This is a genomic window from Lutibacter sp. (genome assembly GCF_041555395.1).
Classification (GTDB): Bacteria; Bacteroidota; Bacteroidia; order Flavobacteriales; family Flavobacteriaceae; genus Lutibacter.
The window spans coordinates 19881-44749 of the sequence record NZ_JBFFKM010000017.1; the positions used below are offsets into that span (position 1 = coordinate 19881).

General features: G+C 33.5%; 23 protein-coding genes. 12 read left to right on the top strand and 11 right to left on the bottom strand.

The window, feature by feature from the left end:
* Position 1: 1 nt before the first annotated feature.
* The 7 genes from hisB (at position 2) to ABY285_RS05620 (ending at position 5205) form a co-directional block, all read left to right on the top strand.
* Complete coding sequence (gene hisB / locus ABY285_RS05590) at positions 2-1138, top strand: bifunctional histidinol-phosphatase/imidazoleglycerol-phosphate dehydratase HisB (protein ID WP_372767888.1); 1137 nt, start codon at positions 2-4, stop codon at positions 1136-1138.
* Positions 1138-1731 (top strand): imidazole glycerol phosphate synthase subunit HisH, encoded by a 594-nt coding sequence (gene hisH / locus ABY285_RS05595; protein WP_372767890.1) that lies wholly within the window; start codon positions 1138-1140, stop codon positions 1729-1731. The genes hisB and hisH overlap by 1 nt, the downstream gene beginning before the upstream one ends.
* A gap of 125 nt (positions 1732-1856) precedes the next feature.
* A complete protein-coding gene (locus ABY285_RS05600) occupies positions 1857-2117 on the top strand; it encodes a four helix bundle protein (protein ID WP_372767892.1) in 261 nt (86 codons plus the stop codon).
* A 105-nt stretch (positions 2118-2222) separates the two neighbouring features.
* Complete coding sequence (hisA, locus tag ABY285_RS05605) at positions 2223-2948, top strand: 1-(5-phosphoribosyl)-5-[(5-phosphoribosylamino)methylideneamino]imidazole-4-carboxamide isomerase (protein ID WP_372767893.1); 726 nt, start codon at positions 2223-2225, stop codon at positions 2946-2948.
* A gap of 1 nt (position 2949) precedes the next feature.
* On the top strand, positions 2950-3705 hold the full coding sequence (gene hisF / locus ABY285_RS05610) for an imidazole glycerol phosphate synthase subunit HisF (RefSeq protein WP_372767895.1): 756 nt from the start codon (positions 2950-2952) through the stop codon (positions 3703-3705).
* A gap of 115 nt (positions 3706-3820) precedes the next feature.
* A complete protein-coding gene (gene hisIE, locus ABY285_RS05615) occupies positions 3821-4420 on the top strand; it encodes a bifunctional phosphoribosyl-AMP cyclohydrolase/phosphoribosyl-ATP diphosphatase HisIE (RefSeq protein WP_372767897.1) in 600 nt (199 codons plus the stop codon).
* A 110-nt stretch (positions 4421-4530) separates the two neighbouring features.
* Positions 4531-5205: a DUF2461 domain-containing protein gene (locus tag ABY285_RS05620; RefSeq protein ID WP_372767899.1), complete on the top strand. Its 675-nt coding sequence runs from the start codon at positions 4531-4533 to the stop codon at positions 5203-5205.
* A 120-nt stretch (positions 5206-5325) separates the two neighbouring features.
* On the opposite strand, the gene secA is transcribed toward ABY285_RS05620, so the two are convergent.
* The 4 genes from secA to ABY285_RS05640 all read right to left on the bottom strand — a co-directional run bounded on the left by secA (position 5326) and on the right by ABY285_RS05640 (position 10539).
* Positions 5326-8664, bottom strand: a complete 3339-nt coding sequence (secA, locus tag ABY285_RS05625; protein WP_372767901.1) for a preprotein translocase subunit SecA — start codon at positions 8662-8664, stop codon at positions 5326-5328.
* Between the two features lie 174 nt (positions 8665-8838).
* The gene (locus ABY285_RS05630) at positions 8839-9060 is read right to left on the bottom strand and encodes a DUF2795 domain-containing protein (RefSeq protein ID WP_372767903.1); all 222 of its coding nucleotides are present in this window, start codon (positions 9058-9060) and stop codon (positions 8839-8841) included.
* An 87-nt stretch (positions 9061-9147) separates the two neighbouring features.
* Positions 9148-9723 carry a cob(I)yrinic acid a,c-diamide adenosyltransferase gene (locus ABY285_RS05635; RefSeq protein WP_372767905.1) on the bottom strand — a complete coding sequence of 192 codons (576 nt, stop codon included), beginning with the start codon at positions 9721-9723 and terminating at the stop codon, positions 9148-9150.
* Between the two features lie 36 nt (positions 9724-9759).
* Positions 9760-10539 carry an O-methyltransferase gene (locus ABY285_RS05640; RefSeq protein WP_372767907.1) on the bottom strand — a complete coding sequence of 260 codons (780 nt, stop codon included), beginning with the start codon at positions 10537-10539 and terminating at the stop codon, positions 9760-9762.
* 88 nt (positions 10540-10627) lie between these two features.
* Here ABY285_RS05640 and ABY285_RS05645 point away from each other — a divergent pair, with 88 nt between their 5' ends.
* Both ABY285_RS05645 and ABY285_RS05650 read left to right on the top strand, forming a co-directional pair.
* Positions 10628-11398: a polysaccharide biosynthesis/export family protein gene (locus tag ABY285_RS05645; RefSeq protein ID WP_372767909.1), complete on the top strand. Its 771-nt coding sequence runs from the start codon at positions 10628-10630 to the stop codon at positions 11396-11398.
* A gap of 6 nt (positions 11399-11404) precedes the next feature.
* On the top strand, positions 11405-13864 hold the full coding sequence (locus ABY285_RS05650; protein ID WP_372767911.1) for a polysaccharide biosynthesis tyrosine autokinase: 2460 nt from the start codon (positions 11405-11407) through the stop codon (positions 13862-13864).
* A 44-nt stretch (positions 13865-13908) separates the two neighbouring features.
* On the opposite strand, the gene ABY285_RS05655 is transcribed toward ABY285_RS05650, so the two are convergent.
* Positions 13909-15534, bottom strand: a complete 1626-nt coding sequence (locus ABY285_RS05655) for an ABC-F family ATP-binding cassette domain-containing protein (protein WP_372767913.1) — start codon at positions 15532-15534, stop codon at positions 13909-13911.
* 167 nt (positions 15535-15701) lie between these two features.
* On the opposite strand from ABY285_RS05655, the gene ABY285_RS05660 reads away from it, so the two are divergent.
* Both ABY285_RS05660 and ABY285_RS05665 read left to right on the top strand, forming a co-directional pair.
* Complete coding sequence (locus tag ABY285_RS05660) at positions 15702-17072, top strand: TlpA family protein disulfide reductase (protein WP_372767915.1); 1371 nt, start codon at positions 15702-15704, stop codon at positions 17070-17072.
* 99 nt (positions 17073-17171) lie between these two features.
* Positions 17172-19028: a DEAD/DEAH box helicase gene (locus ABY285_RS05665; protein ID WP_372767917.1), complete on the top strand. Its 1857-nt coding sequence runs from the start codon at positions 17172-17174 to the stop codon at positions 19026-19028.
* Between the two features lie 31 nt (positions 19029-19059).
* Here the strand turns inward: ABY285_RS05665 and ABY285_RS05670 are convergent, their stop codons facing one another.
* Together ABY285_RS05670 and ABY285_RS05675 are read right to left on the bottom strand one after the other, a co-directional pair.
* The gene (locus ABY285_RS05670) at positions 19060-19947 is read right to left on the bottom strand and encodes a 3-hydroxyacyl-CoA dehydrogenase family protein (RefSeq protein ID WP_372767919.1); all 888 of its coding nucleotides are present in this window, start codon (positions 19945-19947) and stop codon (positions 19060-19062) included.
* 10 nt (positions 19948-19957) lie between these two features.
* On the bottom strand, positions 19958-20917 hold the full coding sequence (locus ABY285_RS05675) for a Gfo/Idh/MocA family protein (protein WP_372767922.1): 960 nt from the start codon (positions 20915-20917) through the stop codon (positions 19958-19960).
* Positions 20918-21004: 87 nt separating this feature from the next.
* Between ABY285_RS05675 and ABY285_RS05680 the strand changes: the two genes are divergently transcribed.
* Positions 21005-21646: a protein-L-isoaspartate(D-aspartate) O-methyltransferase gene (locus tag ABY285_RS05680; protein ID WP_372767924.1), complete on the top strand. Its 642-nt coding sequence runs from the start codon at positions 21005-21007 to the stop codon at positions 21644-21646.
* 275 nt (positions 21647-21921) lie between these two features.
* On the opposite strand, the gene ABY285_RS05685 is transcribed toward ABY285_RS05680, so the two are convergent.
* The 4 genes from ABY285_RS05685 to ABY285_RS05700 all read right to left on the bottom strand — a co-directional run.
* Positions 21922-22350: a DUF2147 domain-containing protein gene (locus ABY285_RS05685; protein ID WP_372767926.1), complete on the bottom strand. Its 429-nt coding sequence runs from the start codon at positions 22348-22350 to the stop codon at positions 21922-21924.
* Positions 22351-22376: 26 nt separating this feature from the next.
* On the bottom strand, positions 22377-22904 hold the full coding sequence (locus ABY285_RS05690; RefSeq protein ID WP_372767928.1) for a KdsC family phosphatase: 528 nt from the start codon (positions 22902-22904) through the stop codon (positions 22377-22379).
* Complete coding sequence (locus ABY285_RS05695; RefSeq protein WP_372767930.1) at positions 22888-23649, bottom strand: Rossmann-like and DUF2520 domain-containing protein; 762 nt, start codon at positions 23647-23649, stop codon at positions 22888-22890. Before ABY285_RS05695 ends, ABY285_RS05690 begins: the two co-directional genes overlap by 17 nt.
* A 95-nt stretch (positions 23650-23744) precedes the next feature.
* Positions 23745-24869: putative PEP-binding protein (locus ABY285_RS05700; protein WP_372767932.1), on the bottom strand; the 1125-nt coding region annotated here is incomplete at its 5' end.

Genomic DNA, 24869 nt, shown 5'->3' on the forward strand with positions numbered 1-24869 from the left:
AATGAAGAAAAAAGTACTGTTTATCGATAGAGACGGAACCATGATAAAAGAGCCTGAAGATCAGCAGGTTGATGCTTTTGAAAAAATAATATTTTATCCAAAAGTATTCACCTATTTAGGAAAAATAGCCAAAGAGCTCGATTTTACTTTGGTTATGGTAACCAATCAGGATGGTTTGGGAACGTCTAGTTTACCGGAAGAAAATTTTTGGCCTGTTCAAAAATTTATCATTCAATGTTTTGAAAATGAAGGTGTAACGTTTGAAGAGGTTATTATTGATAAAACTTTTGCAAAAGACAATGCTTCTACCAGAAAACCGAATACAGGATTATTGACAGAATATTTTTCAGAAGGATATGACTTAGAGCATTCATTTGTAATTGGAGATCGGTTAACAGATATTGAATTGGCAAAAAATTTAGGAGCAAAGGGAATTTTTATCAATGAAAACAGCAATCTTGGAACCGATGAAATAACGGTCAAAAGAGAGGTTTTAAATAAATTTATTGCTTTAGAAACAGACGATTGGAAACGAATTTATGAGTTTTTAAAGTTAAAAAACAGAACTGTTGAGCTTTCACGAAACACAAACGAAACCAATATTTATATTAAGTTAAATTTAGATGGTACAGGAAAAAGCAATATTTCAACAGGCATTGCCTTTTTTGACCATATGCTTGATCAGATTGCACGTCACGGACAAATGGATGTAACGATTAAAGTGACAGGGGATTTGGACGTGGATGAACACCACACCATCGAAGATACCATGATTGCTTTGGGTGAAGTTTTTGCAAAAGCATTGGGGAATAAAATGGGAATAGATCGTTATGGTTTTTGTTTGCCTATGGATGATTGTTTGGCGCAGGTTGCCATCGATTTTGGTGGAAGAAACTGGCTGGTTTGGGATGCGGATTTTAAACGTGAAAAAATTGGGGAAATGCCAACGGAAATGTTTTTCCATTTGTTCAAATCATTTACGGATGGCGCAAAATGCAATTTGAATATCAAAGCTGAAGGCGTAAATGAGCATCATAAAATTGAAGCTATTTTTAAAGCATTTGCAAAAGCCATAAAAGCTGCGGTAAAAAGAGATTCAGAAAAAATGATTTTACCAAGTACAAAAGGGATGCTTTAATGAAAATAGTCATTATAAATTACGGTGCAGGAAATATTCAATCTATTAAATTTGCAATTCAACGGTTGGGGTATGAAGCTGTTTTATCAGACGATGCTGAAGAAATTAAGGGGGCTGACAAAGTGATTTTCCCCGGAGTTGGAGAAGCTAGCAGTGCGATGAAAAAATTGAGATTTACCGGATTGGATAAATTGATTCCAACTTTAAAACAGCCTGTTTTAGGTATTTGTTTGGGAATGCAGTTAATGTGTAATTATTGTGAAGAAGGCAACACACAAGGTCTGGGAATTTTTGATGTTGATGTTGTTAAGTTTAGTAATAAAGTTAAAGTTCCTCAAATTGGATGGAATCAAATTGAAAATTTGAATTCTGAACTCTTTAAAGGGATTGTGGAAAAGGAGTATATGTATTTGGTGCACAGTTTTTATGTTCCGTTGAATGAGGAAGCTATTGCAATTACTGAATATGGGATAAAATATACTTCAGCATTGCAAAAAGATAATTTTTACGGAGTACAGTTTCATCCTGAGAAAAGCAGTAAAGCTGGAGAACAAATTTTAAATAATTTTCTAAAGTTAGATATTAAATATTAGATATTAGAAGTTAAATAAGAAGTTTTGTTATGAAAAATGAAATATTAATAAGAACTAAAGCATTTGCAATTGATTGTTGGAGGTTTTGTGAAAAAGTACCAAAATAAAGAGAGTATAATGCCTTTGTGAATCAACTTATACGAAGTTCAAGTTCTGTTGGTGCAAATTACAGAGCGTCACAAAGAGCTAAATCTACAGCTGATTTTATTAACAAATTAAAGATTGTTGAAGAAGAAGTAGATGAAAGTGTTTATTGGCTGGAGATATTTGAAATTATAATTCAAGATAATTTGGAAGAAATTCAAATTCTTAAAAAAGAAGGGAATGAAATTCTTGCCATTATGGTAGCTTCAATAAATAAGGAAAAAAGGAACAATAAAAAATAAATAAAGATTTTTAATATAAAATATTAGATTTTTTGAAATGAAAAACGAAACAAACAACAACCAATACTTTTTAATATTTAATATCTAACTTTTAATATAAAAATTATGCGAATCATACCAGCAATAGACATTATAAACGGCAAATGTGTACGCCTCTCAAAAGGAGATTACAGCACCAAGATAATTTATAATGAAAATCCGCTAGAAGTAGCGAAAATGTTTGAAAATCATGGGGTAAAGTATTTGCATTTGGTCGATTTAGATGGCGCAAAATCAAGTCATATTGTAAATCACAAAATTTTGGAACAAATTGCTTCGAAAACGAATTTGAAAATTGATTTTGGCGGTGGATTGAAGTCGGATGCCGATTTGAAAATTGCTTTTGAAAGTGGTGCAAACCAGATAACCGGAGGAAGTATTGCTGTAAAAAATCCTGCAATTTTTAAAAGCTGGTTGGAAAAATACGGTTCTGATAAAATTATTTTGGGTGCCGACGCTTTGAATGAAAAAATAGCTGTTAGCGGTTGGCTGGAAGATTCTGACGAAGATCTTATTCCATTTATTCAAAATTATCAAAAAGAAGGCGTTAAATATGTAATTTGTACCGATATTTCAAAAGACGGAATGTTACAAGGACCATCGTTTGAATTGTATCAAAAAATAATCAGTCAAGCTTCAAACATAAAATTAATAGCCTCCGGAGGAATTTCTACTTTTGTAGAACTGCCTAAATTGGCAGAAATGGGTTGTGAAGGAACTATTATCGGAAAAGCTATTTATGAACATAAAATTAGTATGAAGGAAATTGAAAATTTTATTTTAAACAATTAGAATGTTAACAAAAAGAATAATTCCATGTTTGGATATTAAAAATGGAAGAACCGTAAAGGGTGTGAATTTTGTTGATTTACGGGATGCGGGTGATCCTGTTGAATTGGCTGAGATTTATGCAAATAATGGGGCAGATGAATTGGTTTTTTTAGACATAACTGCTACGGAGCAACGTAGAAAAACATTGGCTGAATTGGTCATGCATGTCTCGGAAAAAGTGAATATTCCTTTTACAGTCGGTGGCGGAATTTCTTCGGTGGAAGATGTTGAAATTTTATTAAACTCAGGAGCGGATAAGGTTTCCATAAATTCTTCTGTAGTTAAAAACCCTCAGTTGATCAATGATTTGGCAGCTAGATTTGGCAGCCAGTGTATTGTTGTTGCCATTGATGCGAAACAAATTGATGGAGAATGGCTCGTGCATTTGGTGGGTGGAAAAGTGCCTACCACCATTAAACTATTTGATTGGGCAAAAGAAGTAGCGCGACGTGGTGCAGGAGAAATTTTATTTACTTCTATGGATCACGATGGCACTAAAAACGGATTTGCAAATGAAGCTTTGGCCTATTTGAGTGAATTGGTTAATATCCCAATAATTGCTTCAGGAGGAGCTGGGAATATGCAACATTTTACCGATGCTTTTATAAAAGGAAAAGCTGATGCGGCTTTAGCAGCCAGTGTATTTCATTTTAAAGAAATTGAAATTATAGATTTAAAAAAAGAATTAAAAAGAAATAATATCCCAGTTAGATTGTAATAAAAAAACGTCATTACGAGGAATTTAATGACAAAGTAATCTTTTGATAAATAACTAAAAATTAACAGATTGCTAAGCAAATGAAAAATTTGCTTAGCAATGACAAAATAAAATTATGAACATAGATTTTAATAAAAATACGGATCATTTAGTACCTGTAATCATTCAGGACAATAGCACAAAAAATGTCTTAATGTTGGGTTATATGAATCAAGAGGCTTTTAACAAAACCGTTGAATCAAACAAAGTCACTTTTTTTAGCAGAACTAAAAAAAGATTATGGACAAAAGGGGAGGAAAGTAGTAATTATTTAAATGTAGTTTCCATACAAAACGATTGCGACAATGATACTTTGTTAATTCAGGTAAATCCGGTTGGTCCAACTTGTCATAAAGGAACGGATACGTGTTGGGGAGAATCGAATAATCAGTCCTACGGTTTTTTGACGCAACTGGAAGAAGTGATTAAAAATAGGAGAGAAGCAGGTAATGCTGAAAATAGCTATGTGGCCTCTTTATTTGAAAAGGGAATTAATAAAATAGCACAAAAAGTCGGTGAAGAAGCCGTTGAAATTGTTATTGAGGCGAAAGATAATAATGATGATCTATTTTTAAATGAAGGTGCCGATTTACTTTTTCATTATTTAATTTTGTTGCAGGCAAAAGGATTTACTTTGCAGGATACTGTTAAAATTTTAGAAAACAGACATCAATAAGTATAAAGTAAAAAGTAAAAAAAAACACTTCTAACTTTTAATATATAACTTTTAACTTCTAATATTTTATATCGTATATTTAATATTCTTAATTTATTTTAATAACAATAATGACCTCAATTTCAAAATCGACCTTAGACTTTTTAAAATTGCTGAAAGCCAATAACAATCGTGAGTGGTTTAATGAGCATAAAGCGGAGTTTGAGGCTGAACAAAAAAAGGTTAAAGGGTTTTACAATTCCATAATGGAACAATTGAAAACACATGACCTTATTGAAAATGTAAAAATATTTAGGATTTACAGGGATATTCGTTTTTCTCCTGATAAAACACCATTTAAACCTCATTTTGCCGGTCATTTCACTCGGGCGACTAACAAATTGCGCGGCGGTTATTATTTAAGAATAAGACCGGGAGAAAGTTTTCTGGCTGGTGGGTTTTGGGAACCCAATAAAGAGGATTTGTTAAGAATTAGAAAGGAATTTGAAACTGACGTCTCTGAAATTAGGGCCATTGTAAACGCACCTGATTTTAAGAAGCATTTTGGGAAATTACAAGGTAATGCTGTAAAATCAGCACCTAGAGGTTTTGATAAAAATCATCCTAATATTGATTTCATAAGGTTCAAGCAATTTATTGTTACACGCGAATTTACTGATGAAGAAGTTTTATCGCCAAACTTTTTAAGGGAAGTTATGGATTCATTTTTGGCAATGCGACCCTATTTGGATTATATGAGTGAAGTGCTTACCACCAATTTAAATGGAGAATCATTAATTGATTAAAATTAAAACATGTTGAAAATTATAAACTTTATTTGGTTTTGAAGACAAAACCAATCAAAAAAAGAGGCTGTAAAAAAAGTAATATTTTCTTACAGCCTCTTTTTTAATCTTATGGTTGTATTATTCCTCTACCAATACCCAATCACCTTTTTGAATTAAAGGAATGGCTTGTTTGTATTTTACTGATTTATTTTCGCCCGACAACACATGTTTAATGGTCACTTGTTCATTTCGTCCAATTTTTCGCTCGGTGCGAACAATAGTTTCAATAACTTGTTGTTGTTGTGTTTGATTTGTTTGCGGATTTGGCATTGAACTGCCATATTCTTCCTTGCTCAATTGAACTTTTTCGCGTTTTTGTTCCCTTGCAGGCAATACGCGAGTCGCATCCTGAGAAGGCAATTCACCTTTGAATAAAAACGATAAAACTTCTTTATTTACTTTATCAAGCATACCGTTAAAAAGTTCAAATGACTCGAATTTGTAAATTAACAACGGATCTTTTTGTTCGTAAGTTGCATTTTGAACCGATTGTTTAAGCTCATCCATTTGTCGTAAATGATCTTTCCAGGTATCATCAATGATAGCAAGTGTAATATTTTTTTCAAAATCTGTTACCAACTCTTTTCCGCCAGATTCATAAGCGTCTTTTAAATTGGTAATTACTTTCAATTCCTTAACGCCATCAGTAAAAGGAACAACAATTCGTTCATATTTTTCACCGTGATTTTCATAAACATCTTTAATTACGGGAAAAGCAGCTTTTGCATTTCTTTCTAACTTTTCTCTATAATGTTTGTATACCACATCAAAAAGTTGATCTGTAAGTTCTTGTTCCGAAAGTGATTTAAATTCTTCTTCGTTAAAAGGAGAAGTTGTGGAAGAAAAACGAATCAGTTCAAAATCAAAATTCTGATAATCATTCGTGAGTTTATTTTCTCTGATCAACATGTTACAGGTATCATAAACCATATTTACGATATCCACCTGCAAACGGTCTCCATATAAGGCGTGGCGACGACGTTTGTAAACGACTTCTCTTTGAGAATTCATAACATCATCATACTCAAGCAACCTTTTACGAACTCCAAAGTTGTTTTCTTCTACTTTGCGTTGTGCACGTTCAATGGATTTGGAAATCATGGAGTGTTGAATAACTTCACCTTCCTGAAGCCCCATTCTATCCATCATTTTCGCAATACGTTCGGAACCGAACAATCGCATTAAATTATCTTCCAATGATACATAAAACTGTGAAGAACCCGGATCTCCCTGACGACCTGCTCTACCTCGTAACTGGCGGTCTACACGACGTGAATCGTGACGTTCTGTACCCACAATAGCCAAACCTCCCGCTTTTTTAACTTCATCGGAAAGTTTTATATCCGTTCCACGACCAGCCATATTGGTTGCAATAGTTACGACACCCGAGTTTCCTGCTTCTTCAACGATATCAGCTTCTTTTTTATGCATTTTGGCGTTTAATACATTGTGTTTTATTTTTCTGATGGCAAGCATTCGGCTTAACAATTCGGAAATTTCTACGGAAGTGGTTCCCACCAACACAGGTCGGCCTAAATTAACTAATTTTACAATTTCATCAATAACAGCATTGTATTTTTCACGCTTGGTTTTGAAAACCAAATCGTCACGATCATCCCGAACTAATTCTCTGTTGGGTGGAATTTCAATAACATCTAATTTATAAATTTCCCAGAATTCTCCAGCTTCTGTAACTGCAGTTCCAGTCATACCGGCAAGTTTGCGGTACATTCTAAAGTAATTTTGAAGCGTGACCGTAGCATATGTTTGTGTGGCAGCTTCAATTTTAACGTTCTCTTTTGCTTCAATCGCCTGATGTAATCCGTCTGAATAACGGCGACCTTCCATAATACGTCCTGTTTGCTCATCAACGATTTTAATTTTATCGTCCATAATTACATACTCAATATCTTTTTCGAATAAAGTGTATGCCTTAAGCAATTGATTCATAGTATGAATTCGTTCGCTTTTTATGCTGTAATCACGATATAGTTCTTCTTTTTTCTCAGTTAAAACCTCCGGCGTGTCCTTTTCACGTTCCAATTTGCTGATTTCAGTGCTTAAATCGGGTAAAATGAAGAAGTTTTCATCCCCATCATCACCAGATAAAAAGGTAATTCCTTTATCGGTCAGCTCAATGGAGTTGTTTTTTTCATCAATAACAAAATATAACTCTTCGTCAATTTTAGGCATTTCACGATTGTTATCTTGCATATAATGATTCTCCGTCTTTTGCAAGAGTTGTTTGATACCTTCCTGGCTTAAAAATTTGATTAAGGCTTTGCTTTTTGGCAAACCTCTAAAAACACGAAGCAATAAAAATCCGCCTTCTTTTGTGTCGCCTTCAGCTAATAACCTTTTTACTTCAGCCAAAACAGCAGTCAAATAATTTCGTTGGGTAGAAACAATTTTGTCTACACTTGGTTTTAACTCGTTAAATTCGTGACGGTCTGCATTCGCTGTCGCCCCTGAAATAATTAAAGGCGTACGTGCATCATCAATTAAAACGGAATCGACCTCATCCACAATCGCAAAATTGGGTGGGCGTTGCACCAAATCGTTTGGTGAATGCGCCATATTATCACGTAAATAATCAAAACCAAATTCGTTATTTGTACCGTAAGTAATATCTGCATTGTAAGCTTTCCTTCGTGCATCTGAATTTGGCTCATGGTGATCAATACAATCTATTCTCAATCCATGGAATTCAAAAATTGGCCCCATCCAGGCAGCATCACGTTTTGCCAGATAATCATTTACGGTTACCAAATGCACGCCTTTTCCTGTAAGTGCATTTAAGTAAATAGGAAGTGTTGAAACCAATGTTTTACCTTCCCCCGTCATCATTTCGGCAATTTTACCCTGATGCAAAACTGAACCACCGATAAGTTGTACATCGTAGTGAATCATATCCCAAGTAACTTCTTTTCCCTGAGCATCCCATATATTGGCCCAAATGGCTTTGTCATTTTCAAGAACTATATTTTCTCGGGTTGGCGAAAGTTCCCTGTCAAACGGTGTTGCCGTAACGGTAATGGTTTTATTTTGGGTAAAGCGCTTGGCAGTTTCTTTAACAACGGCAAATGCTTCGGGCATGATTTCATCTAATGCTTTTTCTGAAGCCTGATATAAATCGTCTTCCAAACTGTCAATTAAAGCATAAATCTCTTCTTTTCGGTCTATGTTTGCATCGGTTAATTCTGCTTTTAATTCATCAATTTTTGAAGAAAACTCAAGCGTTGAATCTGATATTTTTTGCTTAAAGTAACCAGTTTTATCTCTTAGTTGGTCGTTTGTTAAATTTGTAATTTCTTGATCAAAAGCATTAACCTTGGTAACTATGGGTTGAAGCAATGCTAAATCTCTCTTTTTTTTATCTCCAACAAAAATTTTAAGGACTGAATTTATGATACTCATATTTTAGGTGTCAAATTTTTAAATAATTACTTGTAAAATTACAGTAATTTATATTGATATTAATAACTGGTAAAGTTAATTTTTTTAATGTTAAATCGTTTTAATTCTGTTTAAAATTATGATCAATAACCAAAAAAAAAGTCTCGCTAGAGACTTTTTTTTGATTAAGTATTTTTAATATTCATCTTCGTTCCAAAGATAATCTTCTTCAGAAGGGTAGTCTGGCCAAATTTCGACAATCGATTCGAAATTTTCTTCCTCATCTTCAATTTCTTGAAGGTTTTCGACAACTTCTAAAGGTGCCCCTGTTCTAATTGCATAATCAATCAACTCATCCTTTGTTGCAGGCCAAGGTGCATCTGCTAAATACGATGCTAATTCTAGTGTCCAATACATAACTTTTCGTATTAAATTTTTGCAAAAATAATTTTTTTACTTAACTAGGCAAGCTATTTCTCGTTTTATTTCAAAATAAAAAAGAACTTATTTTATTTTCTCAGGAATCCAAGGGATTTCTTGAGCCTCATTGTCAATTGTCAACTTTCGTGCCAGCACAAATAAATAGTCGGAAAGTCGATTTAAATACACCAAAATTTTTGGATTTATGGTACTTTCGTCATTTAACAAGGTAGCTATTCTCTCTGCTCTTCTGCAAATACAACGTGTAATATGACAAAATGACACTGTTGTATGTCCGCCAGGCAAAATAAAGTGCGACATTGGTGGCAAAGATTCGTTCATTTTATCAATCTCATTTTCTAAAAGTTCAATAGATTCTTCTGTAATTTTCGGAATATTTAAGCGTTCTTTTCCGCTTTTTAAGATTTCTTTTTCTGGAGGCGTTGCCAACATGGAGCCCAAAGTAAATAATTCGTTTTGAATTTTTAACAGAATTTCAGTGGTATACGAATCAATTTTTTGATCACGAATTAAACCAATATATGAATTTAGCTCATCCACAGTACCATAGGCTTCTATCCTTAAATGATATTTTGGTACCCTTGTTCCTCCAAAAAGAGAGGTTTTGCCTTTATCTCCGGTTTTTGTATAAATTTTCATATTGCAAATTAACTAATTTTTATGCAAATTCAGTGGTTAAATTCTTATTGTAAAATGTTGTTTTTCTTGTTCCTTTCTAAAAAACACAATTCCCCAAAAAAAAGTATTGATGGTGATGGTGACTTTGGGGTGATTTTTTATATCCTTCCAGGCCAGTTGCATTTCTGGTGACCAATTAATATCGTCAAAAATAAATACAGAATCATTGTTTGTTGTTTCAAGGCATTGATTGAAATAATCAATCGTCGCTTTTTTTTGGTGATTTCCGTCGAAATAAATTAAATCATAATGTTTGTTTTTTATTATTGAAGAAAGCGTTTCGTTAAAGTCGCCAACAACCAATTGAATATTATTTAAGTGATTCGTGTTGAATAGTTCTTTTGCTATTTGAGCGGTATTTTTGCAGCCTTCAAGCGTAATAATTTCAGCTTCAAGGTTTCCAATACTCAAAACGGAAGTTCCCAATCCAACGGAAGTTCCAAATTCCAGTATATTTTTAGGCTTAAAATAATCAATAATCCGAAGAAGGAGTTTAGCTTTTTTGGTAGATATTCCAGCTATTTTTGCAATATCAGATACTTTGCGTTCGTTATTTTTAAAAAACAAAGAACCTTTGCCATAATCGGTTATTGTGATCTTTTTATGATTAGAATACAACAATTTTCTAATCCTGTTAAATGCGTTCATTTTGGGTGGATTTGTTTTGGTATTGAAACACTTGGTTACTAAATCATAAACAAAAGGGGAGTGTACGCCGTGTTGATTTGTTGATGCAAGTAAAAAAGTGATAAATGACCTAATTTTAAACCATTCCATGACTAGTCAATTTTAATGCGAAAATAGTTGAAAAATTATTTTAATACGCTATTTAAAATTATATTTGCCTAAGTCTGATCAAATTTTTATGAAGAAATTTTTTTTATACGTTGCAGTTTTAAGTCTGCTTTCGTCTTGTATTTCAACCAAGCAAGTGACCTCTTTTCAGGGTGAGCCTGTAAGTAAAACGGAAATTTATAAATTAAATAATGACCCTTATCGTTTGCAGGTAAATGATATTTTATACATTGACATTAAAGCAGAAAACCAGGAACTCGTAACGCTTTTTAAGAATAATGCTTCAGGCGGTGGTGGTGGCGGAGGACTTTATTTTTCGGGTTATACAATTGACAACCACGGGAATATTAGAATTCCTTATATTGGTGAACTCAATGTTTTGGGTTTTACCGAAAAAGAAACCAGAGAAAAAATTGAAGTTGAATTGGGTAATTTTTTAAAGAATCCCGAAAATGTTTTTGTGACAGTTAAATTAGGGGGCATTAACTTTATTGTTACCGGAGAGGTGGGTTCTCCCGGCACAAAAATTTTAGCACAAAATCAAGTTTCTATAATTGATGCCATTGCCAATTCTGGTGAAATTTCCACTTTTGGTGATCGTGAAAATGTGCTAATTATCAGAAAAACGCCGGACGGGGTGAAAAAATACAAAATTAACATGAATGAGATTTCCATATTTGAGTCGGAATATTTCTATATTCAGCCCAACGACATTATATATGTGGCTCCGTTAAAACAAAAATCGTGGGGAATTGGAACTACAGGATTACAAGCATTTACAACAGTTGTTTCAGTATTGTCATTTTTAATAACCTCTGTTTTATTAGTTAAAAATTTATAATATTTTATGGATAATAAATTCAAATTTATTGATAATCCAAGTGAGCAAATCTCTAATATTAAAGATTATTTATTTCGAATTTTAGCCAATTGGAAATGGTTTGTGGCAACTATTGCCATTGCATTCGCAATTGCATATTATGTAAATATTTCCACCCAAAAGATATACGGACTTAGTACAACGATTGCGGTAAACGAAAAACAAAATCCTCTTTTTTCGTCAGGAACCAATATTGCATTTAACTGGGGGGGAGTAAGTGATAGGGTTGAATCCATCAGAAAGGCATTAACTTCCAGGTCTCATAATGAAAAAGTAATCAATCGACTCAATTTTTATATTGAGTATATAAAAGATGGCCGTTTTAGACGAGAGGATGCTTACGGTAAAACGCCATTTACCGTAAAATTGCAACCTAACCAATACCAGTTGTTGAATACCTTAGTTAAAATTAATTTTATTGACAATAATCGTTTTGAATTGTCGGTAGATTTTAATGAAAATACGGCTTATAAATTAATTAACTATAAAGACGAGTCGTTTAAAGGTTTTGAAGAAAATAAAAAACCTTATTCAAAAGTATTTTTGATTGATGAATATATAAATCTTCCATTTTTAAAAGCTCAAATTGAACTTGTGAATGATGTAAAAGATTTAAAGGGACAATCGTTTTATTTTCAGTTGAGAACTATTGATCAGGCTGCCGGACAATACCGGAATGTTAGGGCAAACGGGCTTACCGGAACTTCTCTAATAGAATTGTCGTTAACGGGTCCCAACAAAAACAGAATTGTTGATTATTTAAATGAAACCGTTATAGTTTTGGCAGAACATGAACTGGATGAAAAAACAAATTATGCAAGAAGCACAAAAGAATTTATTGATGCTCAATTTAGAAATACTTCGGACAGTTTAAAATCAATTGAAGACAATATTGGAAAGTTTAAACAGGAAAACTCAATTTACCAATTATCGGCTGAAGGAGGTGAAATCTATTCGCAAACAGTTAGTTTAGATAAAATGCAAGAGCAGCTTGGAGATAGAATTGTGTATTTCAACAATTTAGAAAACTACATAAAAACCCATACAGATTTCACGAATATTCCAGCGCCGGCAATCATAAATATTGAAGATGGTTCTATTTCCGGAATGGTAGGTAAATTAACGGAACTTTCCATAAAAAAGGAAAAATTATCAAAAGAAGTTACTTCAAATCATCCTTCATTAATAGCGGTAAATCAGGAAGTTGAAACCACAAGAAATGTGTTGCTCGAAAATCTTTCCTCCTTAAGGAATGAAACTAAAATCACGCTGAATAATAGCAGGAATCGATTAAATACCTATAATAACGAGCTGGACAAGCTTCCGAAGAAAGAACAAAAATTATTAAATTATCAACGAAAATACAGTTTAACCGAATCTAATTATGTTTTCTTGATGCAGAAGAGGTACGAGGCAGATATTGCAATTGCGGCAAGTGTATCGGACATTTCAGTGTTGGATACCGCAAAAGATACCGGACAGGGATCAATTTTGCCAAGAATGCAGTTTAATTATATGATTGCTTTGCTATTGGGAACCATTTTTCCGCTTTTTGTGATTATTGCAAAAGAAGTTTTGGATACCCGAGTTCACACTACTGAAGATATTGAAAAAATTTCACCAATACCAATTTTAGGAGTGGTGGGAAATAATGGATCCGACAGTAATTTAGCCGTTTTTACCAAGCCGAAATCGGGAGTTGCGGAATCATTTAGGGCTTTGCGTTCAAATATTCAATTTTTATTTAGCAGAAGCACAAAAGACAAATGCAAAACCATTATTGTGACGTCATCCGTTAGCGGAGAAGGTAAAACTTTTGTTTCAATTAATATGTCCACTGTTTTTGCATTGGGAGGAAAAAAAACAATTTTGGTTGGGTTGGATTTGCGTAAACCAAAAATATTTGATGATTTTGAAATTTCCAAGGAAATAGGTGTGGTTAACTATTTAATAGGAGAAGAAAATATTGATGCGATTATCCAAAAAACTAAAGTTCCTAATCTTGATGTAATTACTGCCGGTCCGGTACCTCCAAATCCTTCAGAATTATTGATTGGTTCAGCAATAGAGGAATTAATTAATAGTTTAAAAGATAATTACGATTATATTATTTTGGATACGCCGCCTATAGGATTGGTGAGTGACGCAGTAGAGTTGTTGAAATATGCAGATTCAACGCTTTATATTGTCCGACAAAACTATTCTCAAAAAGGAATGCTTAAAATGATTAATGAAAAATATAATAAAGAAGAAATTTCAAATATTAGTATAGTACTCAACGATTTTACGATGAAATTACGCTATGGAGGTTATGGGAATGGCTATGGTTACGGTTATGGATATGGAAAATACGCCAACGGATATGGGGGTGAAGAAGCACCTAAATCATTACTTAAAAAGATTTTTAAAAGAAAAAAGGATAGTTAGTTAACTATCCTTTTTTTTAATTTGTCTCTAAAATTAGAGTGCTTTTAAGAATACATACTATCTCTCAAATCTTTAATTTTTGGATCATCCAAATACTCATCAAATGTCGAATATCTGTCTATAACTCCTTTTGGTGTAATTTCTATAATTCTATTCGCAACAGTTTGCGCAAATTCGTGGTCATGAGTTGTGAAGATAACAGTTTCTTTAAAGTTTTTTAAAGAATTGTTAAATGCTTGAATAGACTCTAAATCTAAATGGTTTGTTGGTTCATCTAACATTAAAACATTTGCTCTCACCATCATCATTCTAGACAACATACACCTTACTTTTTCACCACCCGACAGCACATTACACTTTTTTAACGCTTCTTCACCGCTAAAAATCATTTTCCCTAAAAAACCTCTTAAATAAACTTCTTCTCTTTCTTCTTCTGTTTTAGCATATTGGCGAAGCCAATCCACCAAATTTAAGTTTGAATCGTTAAAAAATTCAGAATTATCTAAAGGTAAATAAGATTGATTTGTGGTAACGCCCCATTGAAATTTTCCTTTATCGACTTTTTCATTTCCATATAATATTTCATAGAAAGTGGTTACTGCTCTTGAATTTCTTGATATTAAAGCAACTTTATCGCCTTTATTTAAGATGAAACTAATGTCTTTAAACAATACGCCATCTTCAGTTGATTTTGACAAATGTTCCACATTTAAAATCTGGTCCCCGGCTTCTCTTTCACGTTCAAAAATAATTGCAGGATATCTGCGACTTGAAGGTTTTATTTCATCAACATTCAATTTTTCAATCATTTTTTTACGACTGGTTGCTTGTTTTGATTTTGCAACATTGGCAGAGAAACGACGAATAAACTCTTCTAATTCTTTCTTTTTATCTTCTGCTTTTTTACTTTGCTGAGCCCTTTGTCTGGCTGCCAGCTGACTCGATTCATACCAGAAGGAATAGTTACCAGAGTAATGGTTTATTTTTCCGAAATCAATATCTGAAATATGTGTACAAACAGCATCTAAAAAGTGACGGTCATGCGATACCACAATTACCGTATTGTCATAATTTGCTAAAAAGTTTTCTAACCAACCGATGGTTTCAAAATCAAGGTCGTTGGTAGGCTCATCCATAATTAAAACATCCGGATTGCCAAATAATGCCTGCGCTAATAAAATACGCAATTTCGTTTTTCCGTCTATATCACCCATTAAGGAATAATGCAAATCTTCTTTAATTCCTAAAGATGACAACAAGCTGGCTGCACCGCTTTCGGCATTCCATCCACCCATTTCTTCAAATTCTGCACCTAATTCACCGGCCTTAACTCCATCTTCTTCTGAGAAATTCGGTGTTGCATATACGGCATCTAATTCTTTTTTTAGATTAAATAATTTTTTATTGCCCATCATCACAGTATCCAATACCGGATATTCATCAAAGGCAAAGTGATCTTGGGAAAGCACAGACATCCGCTTGCCTTTGTCCAAAATTACTTGTCCGGCCGTTGGGTCTATTTTTCCGGAAATGATTTTTAGAAATGTTGATTTTCCTGAACCGTTGGCGCCAATAATTCCGTAGCAATTTCCAACGGTAAACTTGGTGTTTACATCGTCGAATAAAATACGTTTACCGAATTGAACAGATAAATTTGATACTGAAAGCATTATAAATTAAGGTTTTAAATTTTTTGCAAAAGTAGTGAATTAGATTTTAAAAAAAAATAGTAAACCCAAAGTTAATTTTTAGTGTTTAAAAGATTTTCTGCCACATTTAACATCTCATTAACAAGCGAGCCATCTATATGTATGTATTTTTGTTTCAAATAATTTTCATGAAATATCTTACCTATGTCATATTGGTATTTTTAGCAGTTAGTTGTGGGAAAAGCAATGAGAATGCGGTTACTTATTTTGGAGGTTTAATAATCAATCCAAAATCCAGTTTCGTTTTGTTTTTAAAAGAGGAGAAAGTTATGGATACTTTGTGGCTTGATAAAAACAATCGATTTTTAAAGAAGATTCCTGTATTGGATGAAGGTTTTTATACGTTTAAGCACGGAACTGAATTTCAATACATATATTTAGAACCTTCAGACAGTGTTTTGGTTAGGCTTAATACCTGGGATTTTGATAAATCGCTGGTGTTTAGTGGTAGAGGGAGTGTTAAAAATGAATTTTTAATTAATTTATTTTTGCATAATGAGAAGGAGGAAAGGATGATGTACCACTACTTTGATTTAAATGAAAAGGATTTTCAGGCTAAAATTGATTCACTTTCCAAAGCAAGGTTTGCTATTTATAATGATTTTTTTGAGTATGAAGGAGTAGTATCAAAAGGATTTGAAAAATTTACAGCCATAGCTATTCAATTTCCGCTATTCAGATTAAAAGAATTTTACCCATATTATCATAACCTTGAAGGATTTTCAGAAGTTTCCGATACTTTTTACAATTTCAGAAAAGGTATTAATTTAAATGAAGAAAATTTGGTGTCATTTTATCCTTATCAAAACTATGTGGTCAGTTATTTATACAATATAAGTTACCAGCTCAAAGAAAAAGACAGCACCAAAAATGATATTACGGTGAATATATTAAATGCGGTTAATGAACATATAAAGGCAGAAGGATTTAAAAATATCCTGTTGAAAAGAATTTTAGTCAGCGATTTCTTAAAAAGCAGATCGACTTGCCACATTAATGAGGAAGCTTTAAGTATATTTTTGGGAAATTGCACCAATAAAGAATATCTTGAACAAGTTAATAATTTGGTAAAAGACTTTAATTATATACCGTTGAATAAACCATTTCGCGATTTTGACATTGTTTCCTATAACAACGTTCCTTTAAAAATAAAGGAGGTTATTAATAATAAAAATGCCGTGATTTACTTTTGGTCATCGGATTATATGTCGTCTGATTATTTGGTGAGCCGAATTAGATTCTTAGAGCAAAGGCATCCCGATTTGTTGTTTATAGGCATCAATATGAATACTTCACCACAAGATCTAACGACAGCGTCTAACTTAAAATTACCCCACATCAATAACCAATATATATTGTCAACAGGCAGCTATGCGCATAACTATTTAAGCAGCAAATATCCACGCACCATTATAATAGACGATGCAGGAATTGTTAAAAATAAATTTACCAATTTAGATTCAAAATATCTTCATTCAGAATTGAATAAATTAAAATAAACTAGTATAATGTTATTTGTATACTATTAAAGCGTACTTTTGCACCCGATTTTAACCGGTTTATAGATGGGCGTCTGTAGATCAATAATTTATACAGAAATGACGACATTTAAAGAACTAGGGCTTAACAGCCAACTATTACAAGCGTTGACTGATTTAGGGTATGAAACCCCAACTGAAATTCAGTCAAAAGCAATTCCTCAAGTATTATCTTCAAAACAAGATTTAAAAGCATTTGCACAAACAGGTACGGGAAAAACCGCAGCTTTCAGTTTACCAATTTTGGAACAAATTGACGCTAACAGCGGTGATACACAGGCAATTATTTTATCGCCGACACGTGAGTTGGCTATGCAAATTGCGAACAACATCACCGATTTTTCAAAACATTTAAAAGGTGTTAAAACACTTGCCGTTTATGGCGGTGCCAGCATTGAGGATCAAGTTAGAAAACTAAACAAAGGTGTTCAAATTATTGTTGGAACACCAGGAAGAACAGTTGATTTAATCAAGAGAAAACAATTAAAACTTGGAAATCTTAAATGGCTAATTTTAGATGAAGCTGATGAGATGTTGAATATGGGTTTTAAAGATGAATTGGATAAAATTCTTGCAGTTACGCCGAAAGAAAAACAAACATTATTGTTTTCTGCAACGTTTCCAAGAGAAGTTGAAAGCATCGCTAAAAGCTATTTAAAAAATCCGGTTGAAATTAGTGCCGGAGAAAAAAATAAAGGAACAGATCAGGTATCTCACCAATATTATATGGTTTCAGAAAGAAACAGATATGCTGCATTAAAAAGAATTGCTGATGTGAATCCAGATATTTACAGCATTATTTTTTGCAGAACGAGAAGAGAAACACAAGAAGTTGCGGATAAATTAATAAGCGATGGATACAATGTTGATGCGCTTCACGGTGATTTATCCCAAGCACAACGTGACAGCGTAATGGAAAAATTTCGTAATAAAACGTTACAAATATTAGTTGCTACAGATGTTGCGGCGAGAGGTTTGGACGTAACGGATTTAACGCATGTTATTAACCACAAACTTCCAGACCAGATTGAATCTTACACGCACCGTAGCGGAAGAACAGGACGTGCAGGGAAAGAAGGAATCTCCATAGCCATTGTTACCAGTAGAGAAAAAAGTAAATTGCATCCGATTGAAAGACTGATTGGCAAAAAGTTTATTAGTACACCAATTCCTACAGGAAAAGAAATTTGTCAAAATCAATTATTAAAATTGATTGATAAAGTTCAGGATATTAAAGTTAATGAAACTGAAATAAACGATTTTTTACCTTCGATTTATGAGAAATTAAAAGATTTAGATCGTGAAGAATTGATAAAAAGATTTGTTTCTATAGAATTCAATACCTTTTTATCCTATTATGAAAATGCACCTGATTTAAATGACAGCGAGCATATGAGAGGTTCTGACAGGAATTCTGATTCAAGAAACAAACGAAGAGATGATGAAAACATGACACGTTTCTTTATCAATATAGGTAAAAAAGACAAATTAAATCCAGCAAGATTGATTGGTTTAATTAATGATCAAAGAATTGCCAAAAATATTGAAATCGGGCAAATTGAAATTTTAGACACTTTCTCATTTTTCGAATTGGATAAAAACTACCAAAAAGAAACGATGAGCGCTTTTGAAGGAAATGATGTTGATTTTGAAGGCAGAAATGTGAATGTTGAAATTACTACCAAACAACGCACCGGACAAGCAAGAAGCGGAGGTGGTCGTGGAGGAGATAGAGGCCCAAGAAAAAGAACTGGTGATAGTGATAGGGGTAATGACAGAAAAAGATCTGGTGATGGAGATAGAAAACCAAAAAGTGATTTTAGCGGATTTGGAAGAAAACGTTCCGGTGCTCCAGGATCAACTAGTAAAAGCTCTTTTGGATCAGATCAAAATCCGAAAAGAAGAAAAAGAATATAACAAAAAAAAAGCCGCTTTAAGCGGCTTTTTTTTATTGAAATTGTTTTGCAATCCTCTCAGCTTTCCTTGATTCAGAATAATCATAAAAACCTTCACCCGATTTTATCCCAAGTTTTCCAGCCTGAACCATATTTACTAAAAGCGGACAAGGTGCATATTTCGGATTTTTAAATCCGTCATACATAACGTTTAATATAGATAAACAAATATCCAAACCAATAAAATCGGCCAATTGTAACGGACCCATTGGGTGTGCCATTCCTAATTTCATAACGGTATCAATTTCATAAACGCCAGCAACGCCATTGTACAAAGTTTCTATGGCTTCATTAAGCATTGGCATTAGAATTCGGTTGGCCACAAATCCGGGATAATCATTTACTTCCACAGGAATCTTTTTCAAATTTCCGGAAAGTTCCATAATGGTCTTGGTAACTTCATCAGAAGTGTTGTATCCTCTAATGATTTCAACCAATTTCATAATTGGAACCGGATTCATAAAGTGCATTCCTATGACTTTTTCAGGTCGGTTGGTGACAGAAGCAATTTTAGTGATTGAAATGGAAGAAGTATTTGAGGCCAAAATTGCATTCGCAGGTGCTTCTTCATCAATTTGCTTGAATATTTTTAATTTTAAGTCTACATTTTCTGTTGCGGCTTCAACAACCAAATCCACATTCTTAACGCCTTCAGCAATTGAAGTAAAGGTGGTAATATTGGCTAAAGTTTGGACTTTAATTTCTGCGGAGATGAATTCCTTAGCAACCAAACGATCCAGATTTTTAACAATGGTAGACAAGCCAAGGTCTAAAGCTTCTTGAGAAACATCAATTAAATGTACATTGTACTTATTTTGGGCAAAAACGTGGGCAATTCCATTTCCCATTGTTCCAGCACCAATAACTGCTATATTTTTCATAATTGTAATTCTAAAAATCGTTAATAATCATTTGTGCCACGCGAAGCGCTTCGGTACCTTGCTCAAGCGTTACAATAGGTGTTGTGTTGTTATTTATGGCATCGGCAAAAGTCTCCAATTCATCTAAAATCGCATTGTTGGCCTCGATTTTCGGATTTTCAAAATAGATTTGTTTTTTTAGGCCTTCTGCATTTTGTAAAACCATATCGAAATCGCCCGGATTTTCAGGCGCATCTTTCATTCTCACAACTTCTGTCGCTTTTTCGAAGAAATCTACTGCAATATAGGCGTCACGTTGAAAAAATCGAGTTTTGCGCATATTTTTCAAAGAAATCCTGCTGGCGGTTAAATTGGCGACACAGCCGTTTTCAAATTCAATGCGTGCATTCGCAATATCTGGTGTATCACTCAATATAGAAACGCCACTTGCATTAACACTTTTTACCTTTGATTTCACCACACTCAAAATAATATCGATATCATGAATCATTAAATCTAACACGACGGGAACATCTGTTCCTCTTGGATTGAATTCTGCCAAACGGTGTGTTTCAATAAACATCGGATTGTGAATGGCATCTTTTACCGCAGTAAAAGCTGGATTAAAACGTTCTACGTGGCCTACTTGTCCTTTTACCTGATGTTTTTTTAGTAATTCAATAAGAATTTCAGCTTCATCAACAGTTTTGGTGATTGGTTTTTCAATAAAAACATGTTTCCCTTTTTCTATTGCTTCTTTTGCGCAGTCGAAATGAGAAAGTGTTGGTGTCACAATATCAACAACATCAACGGCATCAATTAATTCCTGAATCGAACTAAATGACTTATAACCAAATTCTTTTTCAACTTTTTTGGCGTTTTCTTTTATGGGATCATAAAAACCGACCAAATCATATTTTTCGGATTGATTTATTAATTTTAAATGAATTTTGCCCAGATGTCCGGCTCCTAAAACTCCTGCTTTCAACATAATTAAAGTAGTTAATTTTTATGTAAACAAAAGTAACAATCTTTAGGCATTTATTCCTATTTTTAGCCATTCAAATTTCAGGGAATAGTGAAGGACACGCATAAGCACAAAGGGCTTAGAAATCAGTTGGTAAAAATAATTGCGCAAAAGGGAATAACGGACAAAAATGTGCTGGCGGCCATGGGAAACGTTCCCAGACATTTGTTTATGGACTCTAGTTTTGCCGATTTTGCTTATCAGGACAAAGCATTCCCTATTGCAGCCGAGCAAACCATATCACAGCCATATACCGTTGCTTTTCAAACCGAATTGTTGCGCATTAAAGAAAATCATCAAATTTTGGAAATAGGAACGGGATCGGGGTATCAAACTGCGGTTTTAATGGAAATGGGCGCAAAAGTATTCACGATTGAAAGGCAGCAGGAATTGTTTAAAAAAACAAAATTATTTTTACCTAAAATTGGCTACACACCTAAAAAAATAATTTTTGGGGATGGTTACAAAGGATTGCCTGAAGATGCTCCTTTTGATGGGATTATTGTAACGGCTGGCGCACCTTTTGTTCCAAATGCATTACTTAGTCAGTTAAAAGTAGGAGGAAGGCTGATAATTCCTATAGGTGATGAAGAACAAATAATGACTTTATTTATTAGAACCAGCGAAAAGGATTTTGAAAAGCACGAATTGGGAAAATTCAAATTCGTGCCAATGTTGAAAAAACGGAATTAATCTTTATCCTTAATTTAGTGCATTACTTTTTTTAATTCCTCAAATCATTTTTTAATTCTTCTTGCAAATATTTCCCGTATATCAAAATGGATCTGTTTCTGCTCAGGAAGTTCAGTACTACTATTAACTATCCAAGAACTAAATCTGAAATAAACGGATAGTTTTTAGTCTAAATAATTTTAGCGTCCAAACTTTGTGATAGAATAGAATCATTATAAAATACAAAAAATACAATAATAAATATTTCTTTCAATCTAAAAGAAGAATTAGTATTGCTACTCCGTAACTTTATACCAATATTGCGTTCTTCCCAATATAGCAAAACCTAAATAGCCACGTACCTTCAATTTATCAGGATTTTCTAAAGTAAGATAACATTTATATTCATTTCCGGTTTTTGGGTCAAGAATTTTTCCGCCATTCCATTCGTTATCATCTTTCGTCAACCCACTAATAATAATCATTCCTTTAATCGGTTTGTTTTTATTGGCTCCTTTACAATTTTCACAAACTTTATTTTCTTCGTCTTTTTTCAATAATTTAACAACTTTCGCATATATTTTTCCATCGGTTTGATAAATTTCGACAATAGATTTTTCTTTTCCGGTTTCATCATCAATGGTTTTCCATTTTCCTGTAATTGATTGGGAATAGCCATTAAAAGAGAGTAATAAAATAAAAATGAGTAGGGTTATTTTTTTCATATAAAATTAAATTTAGTAATTTAGGGTTAAAATAAATTAGCATCAAATTGAAAATTCCATTTTTCTTGCACTTTTAAAACTTGCTCTATAACATCACGAACACAACCATTTCCACCTTTTTTTCGGGAAATATATAATGAAATTTCCTGAATTTCAGAAACAGCATCTTTTGGGCAGCAAGGCAATCCCACTTTTTTCATGACTTGATAATCGGGAATGTCGTCTCCCATATATAACACATTTTCAGGTTTAATATCATAAAGATTTGTATATTCTTTAAACTGGTCGGTTTTATGATGCGTGCCTAAATAAATATCCGTAATTCCCAATGCGCTGAACCGCATTCTCACGCCTTCATTTGTTCCTCCAGAAATCACACAAACATGAAATCCGGCACTAATGGCAGTTTTTAGTGCGTATCCATCTTTAATATTCATCTCACGCAACAATTCACCTTTTTCAGTAACTCTTACATTTCCATTCGTCAATACCCCGTCAACATCAAAAATAAATGTGGTGATTTGAGGCATAATTTCCTTATAACTTTTCTCCATAAGTGTTGCAAATAAATTGAGTGAACAAGGTATAAATTTCTTTTTGATTTTTAGTCAGCATTTCTTTATGTTTTTCAATAGTTTTGGTGTCGTTTCGTGTTGCAGGTCCGGTCTGAGCCTCAAAAGGAGACAACTTAGTGATTTTATCTGCAGTTTCTTTTATTAAAGGAAGTAATATTTCAAAAGGAACATTATTTTCGGCACAAATTTCATGGCCGATGTGGTACAAATGATTCACAAAATTATTCACAAATACGGCAGCGACATGCAAACTTTTTCGCTGATTGGAATTAATTCGGTAACAATTTTTTGAAATTGATTTTGCCAAATTTTCTAAAAGGAGTAAATCCTTTTCAGTTTCGGCTTCAATGCAAATTGGAACAGTGGAAAAATCAATTTTTCGATCTTTGGAAAAGGTTTGCAACAAATAAAAAACACCTTTGTTTGAAATTGATCTAAGCTCATCCAAAGCCATACTTCCTGAAGTATGCACCACCAATTTGTTTTTTAAGTTCAAGGCTGTAGAAAGTTCAGAAATGGCATTGTCAGATACTGCAAGGATGTATAAATCGGCTTCTTTTAATTCTGACAGATCATCTGTGATTAAGGTGCTGTTTTTAAAGCAGTTAATTTTTTCAAGGGTTCTGTTGTACAACTGAATAACTTGTACTACATTATTTTGCAATAACACATTTGTTAAATGATAGGCCACATTTCCACCGCCAAGCAGTACAATTTTTATCATAACGCTAAGGTAATTTAATTGCTTCATAAAAAAAAGTTCCATCTTTTTAAAAAGATGGAACTTTCAAAACTATTAATTCCTCAACCGAAAGAATATTAGCCCTGACTTATTATTGCCGCTTGTGCAGCCGCAACTCTTGCTATAGGCACTCTAAATGGTGAACAGCTTACATAGTCTAAACCAGTATTGTGACAAAATACAATAGAACTAGGTTCGCCGCCATGCTCTCCGCAAATACCGACTTTTAGGTTTGGTTTTATGCATCTGCCTTTTTCTGTACCCATTTTAACCAATTGTCCAACACCTTCTTGGTCTAATACATCGAATGGGTCAACAGCTAAAATTCCTTTTTTAATATATATCGGTAAAAATTTACTTACATCGTCACGGGAATATCCAAAAGTCATTTGGGTTAAATCGTTCGTGCCAAAAGAGAAAAACTCGGCACGTTGCGCAATTAAGTCAGCTGTTAAGGCAGCTCTTGGAATTTCAATCATGGTGCCAACCAAATAGTCAATAGTGTCATTTCTTTCCTCAAATACTTTTTTTGCAGTAGCTCTAATGATATTTTCCTGGGCTATAAACTCGCTGAGGGTTCCAATTAAAGGAACCATAATTTCAGGGACTGCAACAATTCCTCTGGCTTTTAAATTTAAGGCAGCTTCTATAATGCCTCTGGTTTGCATTTCAGTAATTTCGGGATAGGTATTTCCCAATCTGCATCCTCTATGGCCTAGCATCGGATTGCTCTCTTCCAATTCTGCCACTTTGTTTTTAATGGTTTCCAGGGAGATTTTCATTTCTTTTGCCAATTCTTCTTGTTGTTCCAATTCATGAGGCACAAACTCATGTAACGGCGGATCTAACAAACGGATAGTGACTGGTAATCCTTGCATAGCTTCAAAAATTCCTTCAAAATCGGTACGTTGCATTGGAAGCAATTTAACCAAAGCAGTTTTTCTTCCTTCCACAGTTTCAGCTATAATCATTTCGCGCATGGCTTTAATGCGATCCTCCTCAAAAAACATATGTTCTGTACGTGTAAGTCCAATTCCCTGCGCACCAAAATTGCGTGCAAATTTAGCGTCTTTTGGCGTATCCGCATTTGTTCGGACTTTCATTCTTGAATATTTGTCTGCCAATTTCATAATTTCACCAAATTCACCACTTAATTCAGGTTCAACCGTTGCTAATTTTCCTTCAAAAATATTACCTGTTGA

Bases quoted from the DNA above. Each gene is read 5' to 3' on its own strand.
- ABY285_RS05630 (WP_372767903.1), bottom strand. From the start codon at position 9,060: ATGTATTGGACACTAGAATTAGCATCGTATTTAGCAGATGCACCTTGG.
- ABY285_RS05665 (WP_372767917.1), top strand. From the start codon at position 17,172: ATGACGACATTTAAAGAACTAGGGCTTAACAGCCAACTATTACAAGCG.
- secA (WP_372767901.1), bottom strand. From the start codon at position 8,664: ATGAGTATCATAAATTCAGTCCTTAAAATTTTTGTTGGAGATAAAAAA.
- hisB (WP_372767888.1), top strand. From the start codon at position 2: ATGAAGAAAAAAGTACTGTTTATCGATAGAGACGGAACCATGATAAAA.
- hisIE (WP_372767897.1), top strand. From the start codon at position 3,821: ATGAACATAGATTTTAATAAAAATACGGATCATTTAGTACCTGTAATC.
- ABY285_RS05695 (WP_372767930.1), bottom strand. From the start codon at position 23,649: ATGATAAAAATTGTACTGCTTGGCGGTGGAAATGTGGCCTATCATTTA.
- hisF (WP_372767895.1), top strand. From the start codon at position 2,950: ATGTTAACAAAAAGAATAATTCCATGTTTGGATATTAAAAATGGAAGA.
- ABY285_RS05620 (WP_372767899.1), top strand. From the start codon at position 4,531: ATGACCTCAATTTCAAAATCGACCTTAGACTTTTTAAAATTGCTGAAA.
- hisH (WP_372767890.1), top strand. From the start codon at position 1,138: ATGAAAATAGTCATTATAAATTACGGTGCAGGAAATATTCAATCTATT.
- ABY285_RS05640 (WP_372767907.1), bottom strand. From the start codon at position 10,539: ATGGAATGGTTTAAAATTAGGTCATTTATCACTTTTTTACTTGCATCA.
- ABY285_RS05675 (WP_372767922.1), bottom strand. From the start codon at position 20,917: ATGTTGAAAGCAGGAGTTTTAGGAGCCGGACATCTGGGCAAAATTCAT.
- ABY285_RS05685 (WP_372767926.1), bottom strand. From the start codon at position 22,350: ATGAAAAAAATAACCCTACTCATTTTTATTTTATTACTCTCTTTTAAT.
- ABY285_RS05670 (WP_372767919.1), bottom strand. From the start codon at position 19,947: ATGAAAAATATAGCAGTTATTGGTGCTGGAACAATGGGAAATGGAATT.
- hisA (WP_372767893.1), top strand. From the start codon at position 2,223: ATGCGAATCATACCAGCAATAGACATTATAAACGGCAAATGTGTACGC.
- ABY285_RS05650 (WP_372767911.1), top strand. From the start codon at position 11,405: ATGGATAATAAATTCAAATTTATTGATAATCCAAGTGAGCAAATCTCT.
- ABY285_RS05690 (WP_372767928.1), bottom strand. From the start codon at position 22,904: ATGGAGAAAAGTTATAAGGAAATTATGCCTCAAATCACCACATTTATT.
- ABY285_RS05635 (WP_372767905.1), bottom strand. From the start codon at position 9,723: ATGAAAATTTATACAAAAACCGGAGATAAAGGCAAAACCTCTCTTTTT.
- ABY285_RS05660 (WP_372767915.1), top strand. From the start codon at position 15,702: ATGAAATATCTTACCTATGTCATATTGGTATTTTTAGCAGTTAGTTGT.
- ABY285_RS05655 (WP_372767913.1), bottom strand. From the start codon at position 15,534: ATGCTTTCAGTATCAAATTTATCTGTTCAATTCGGTAAACGTATTTTA.
- ABY285_RS05645 (WP_372767909.1), top strand. From the start codon at position 10,628: ATGAAGAAATTTTTTTTATACGTTGCAGTTTTAAGTCTGCTTTCGTCT.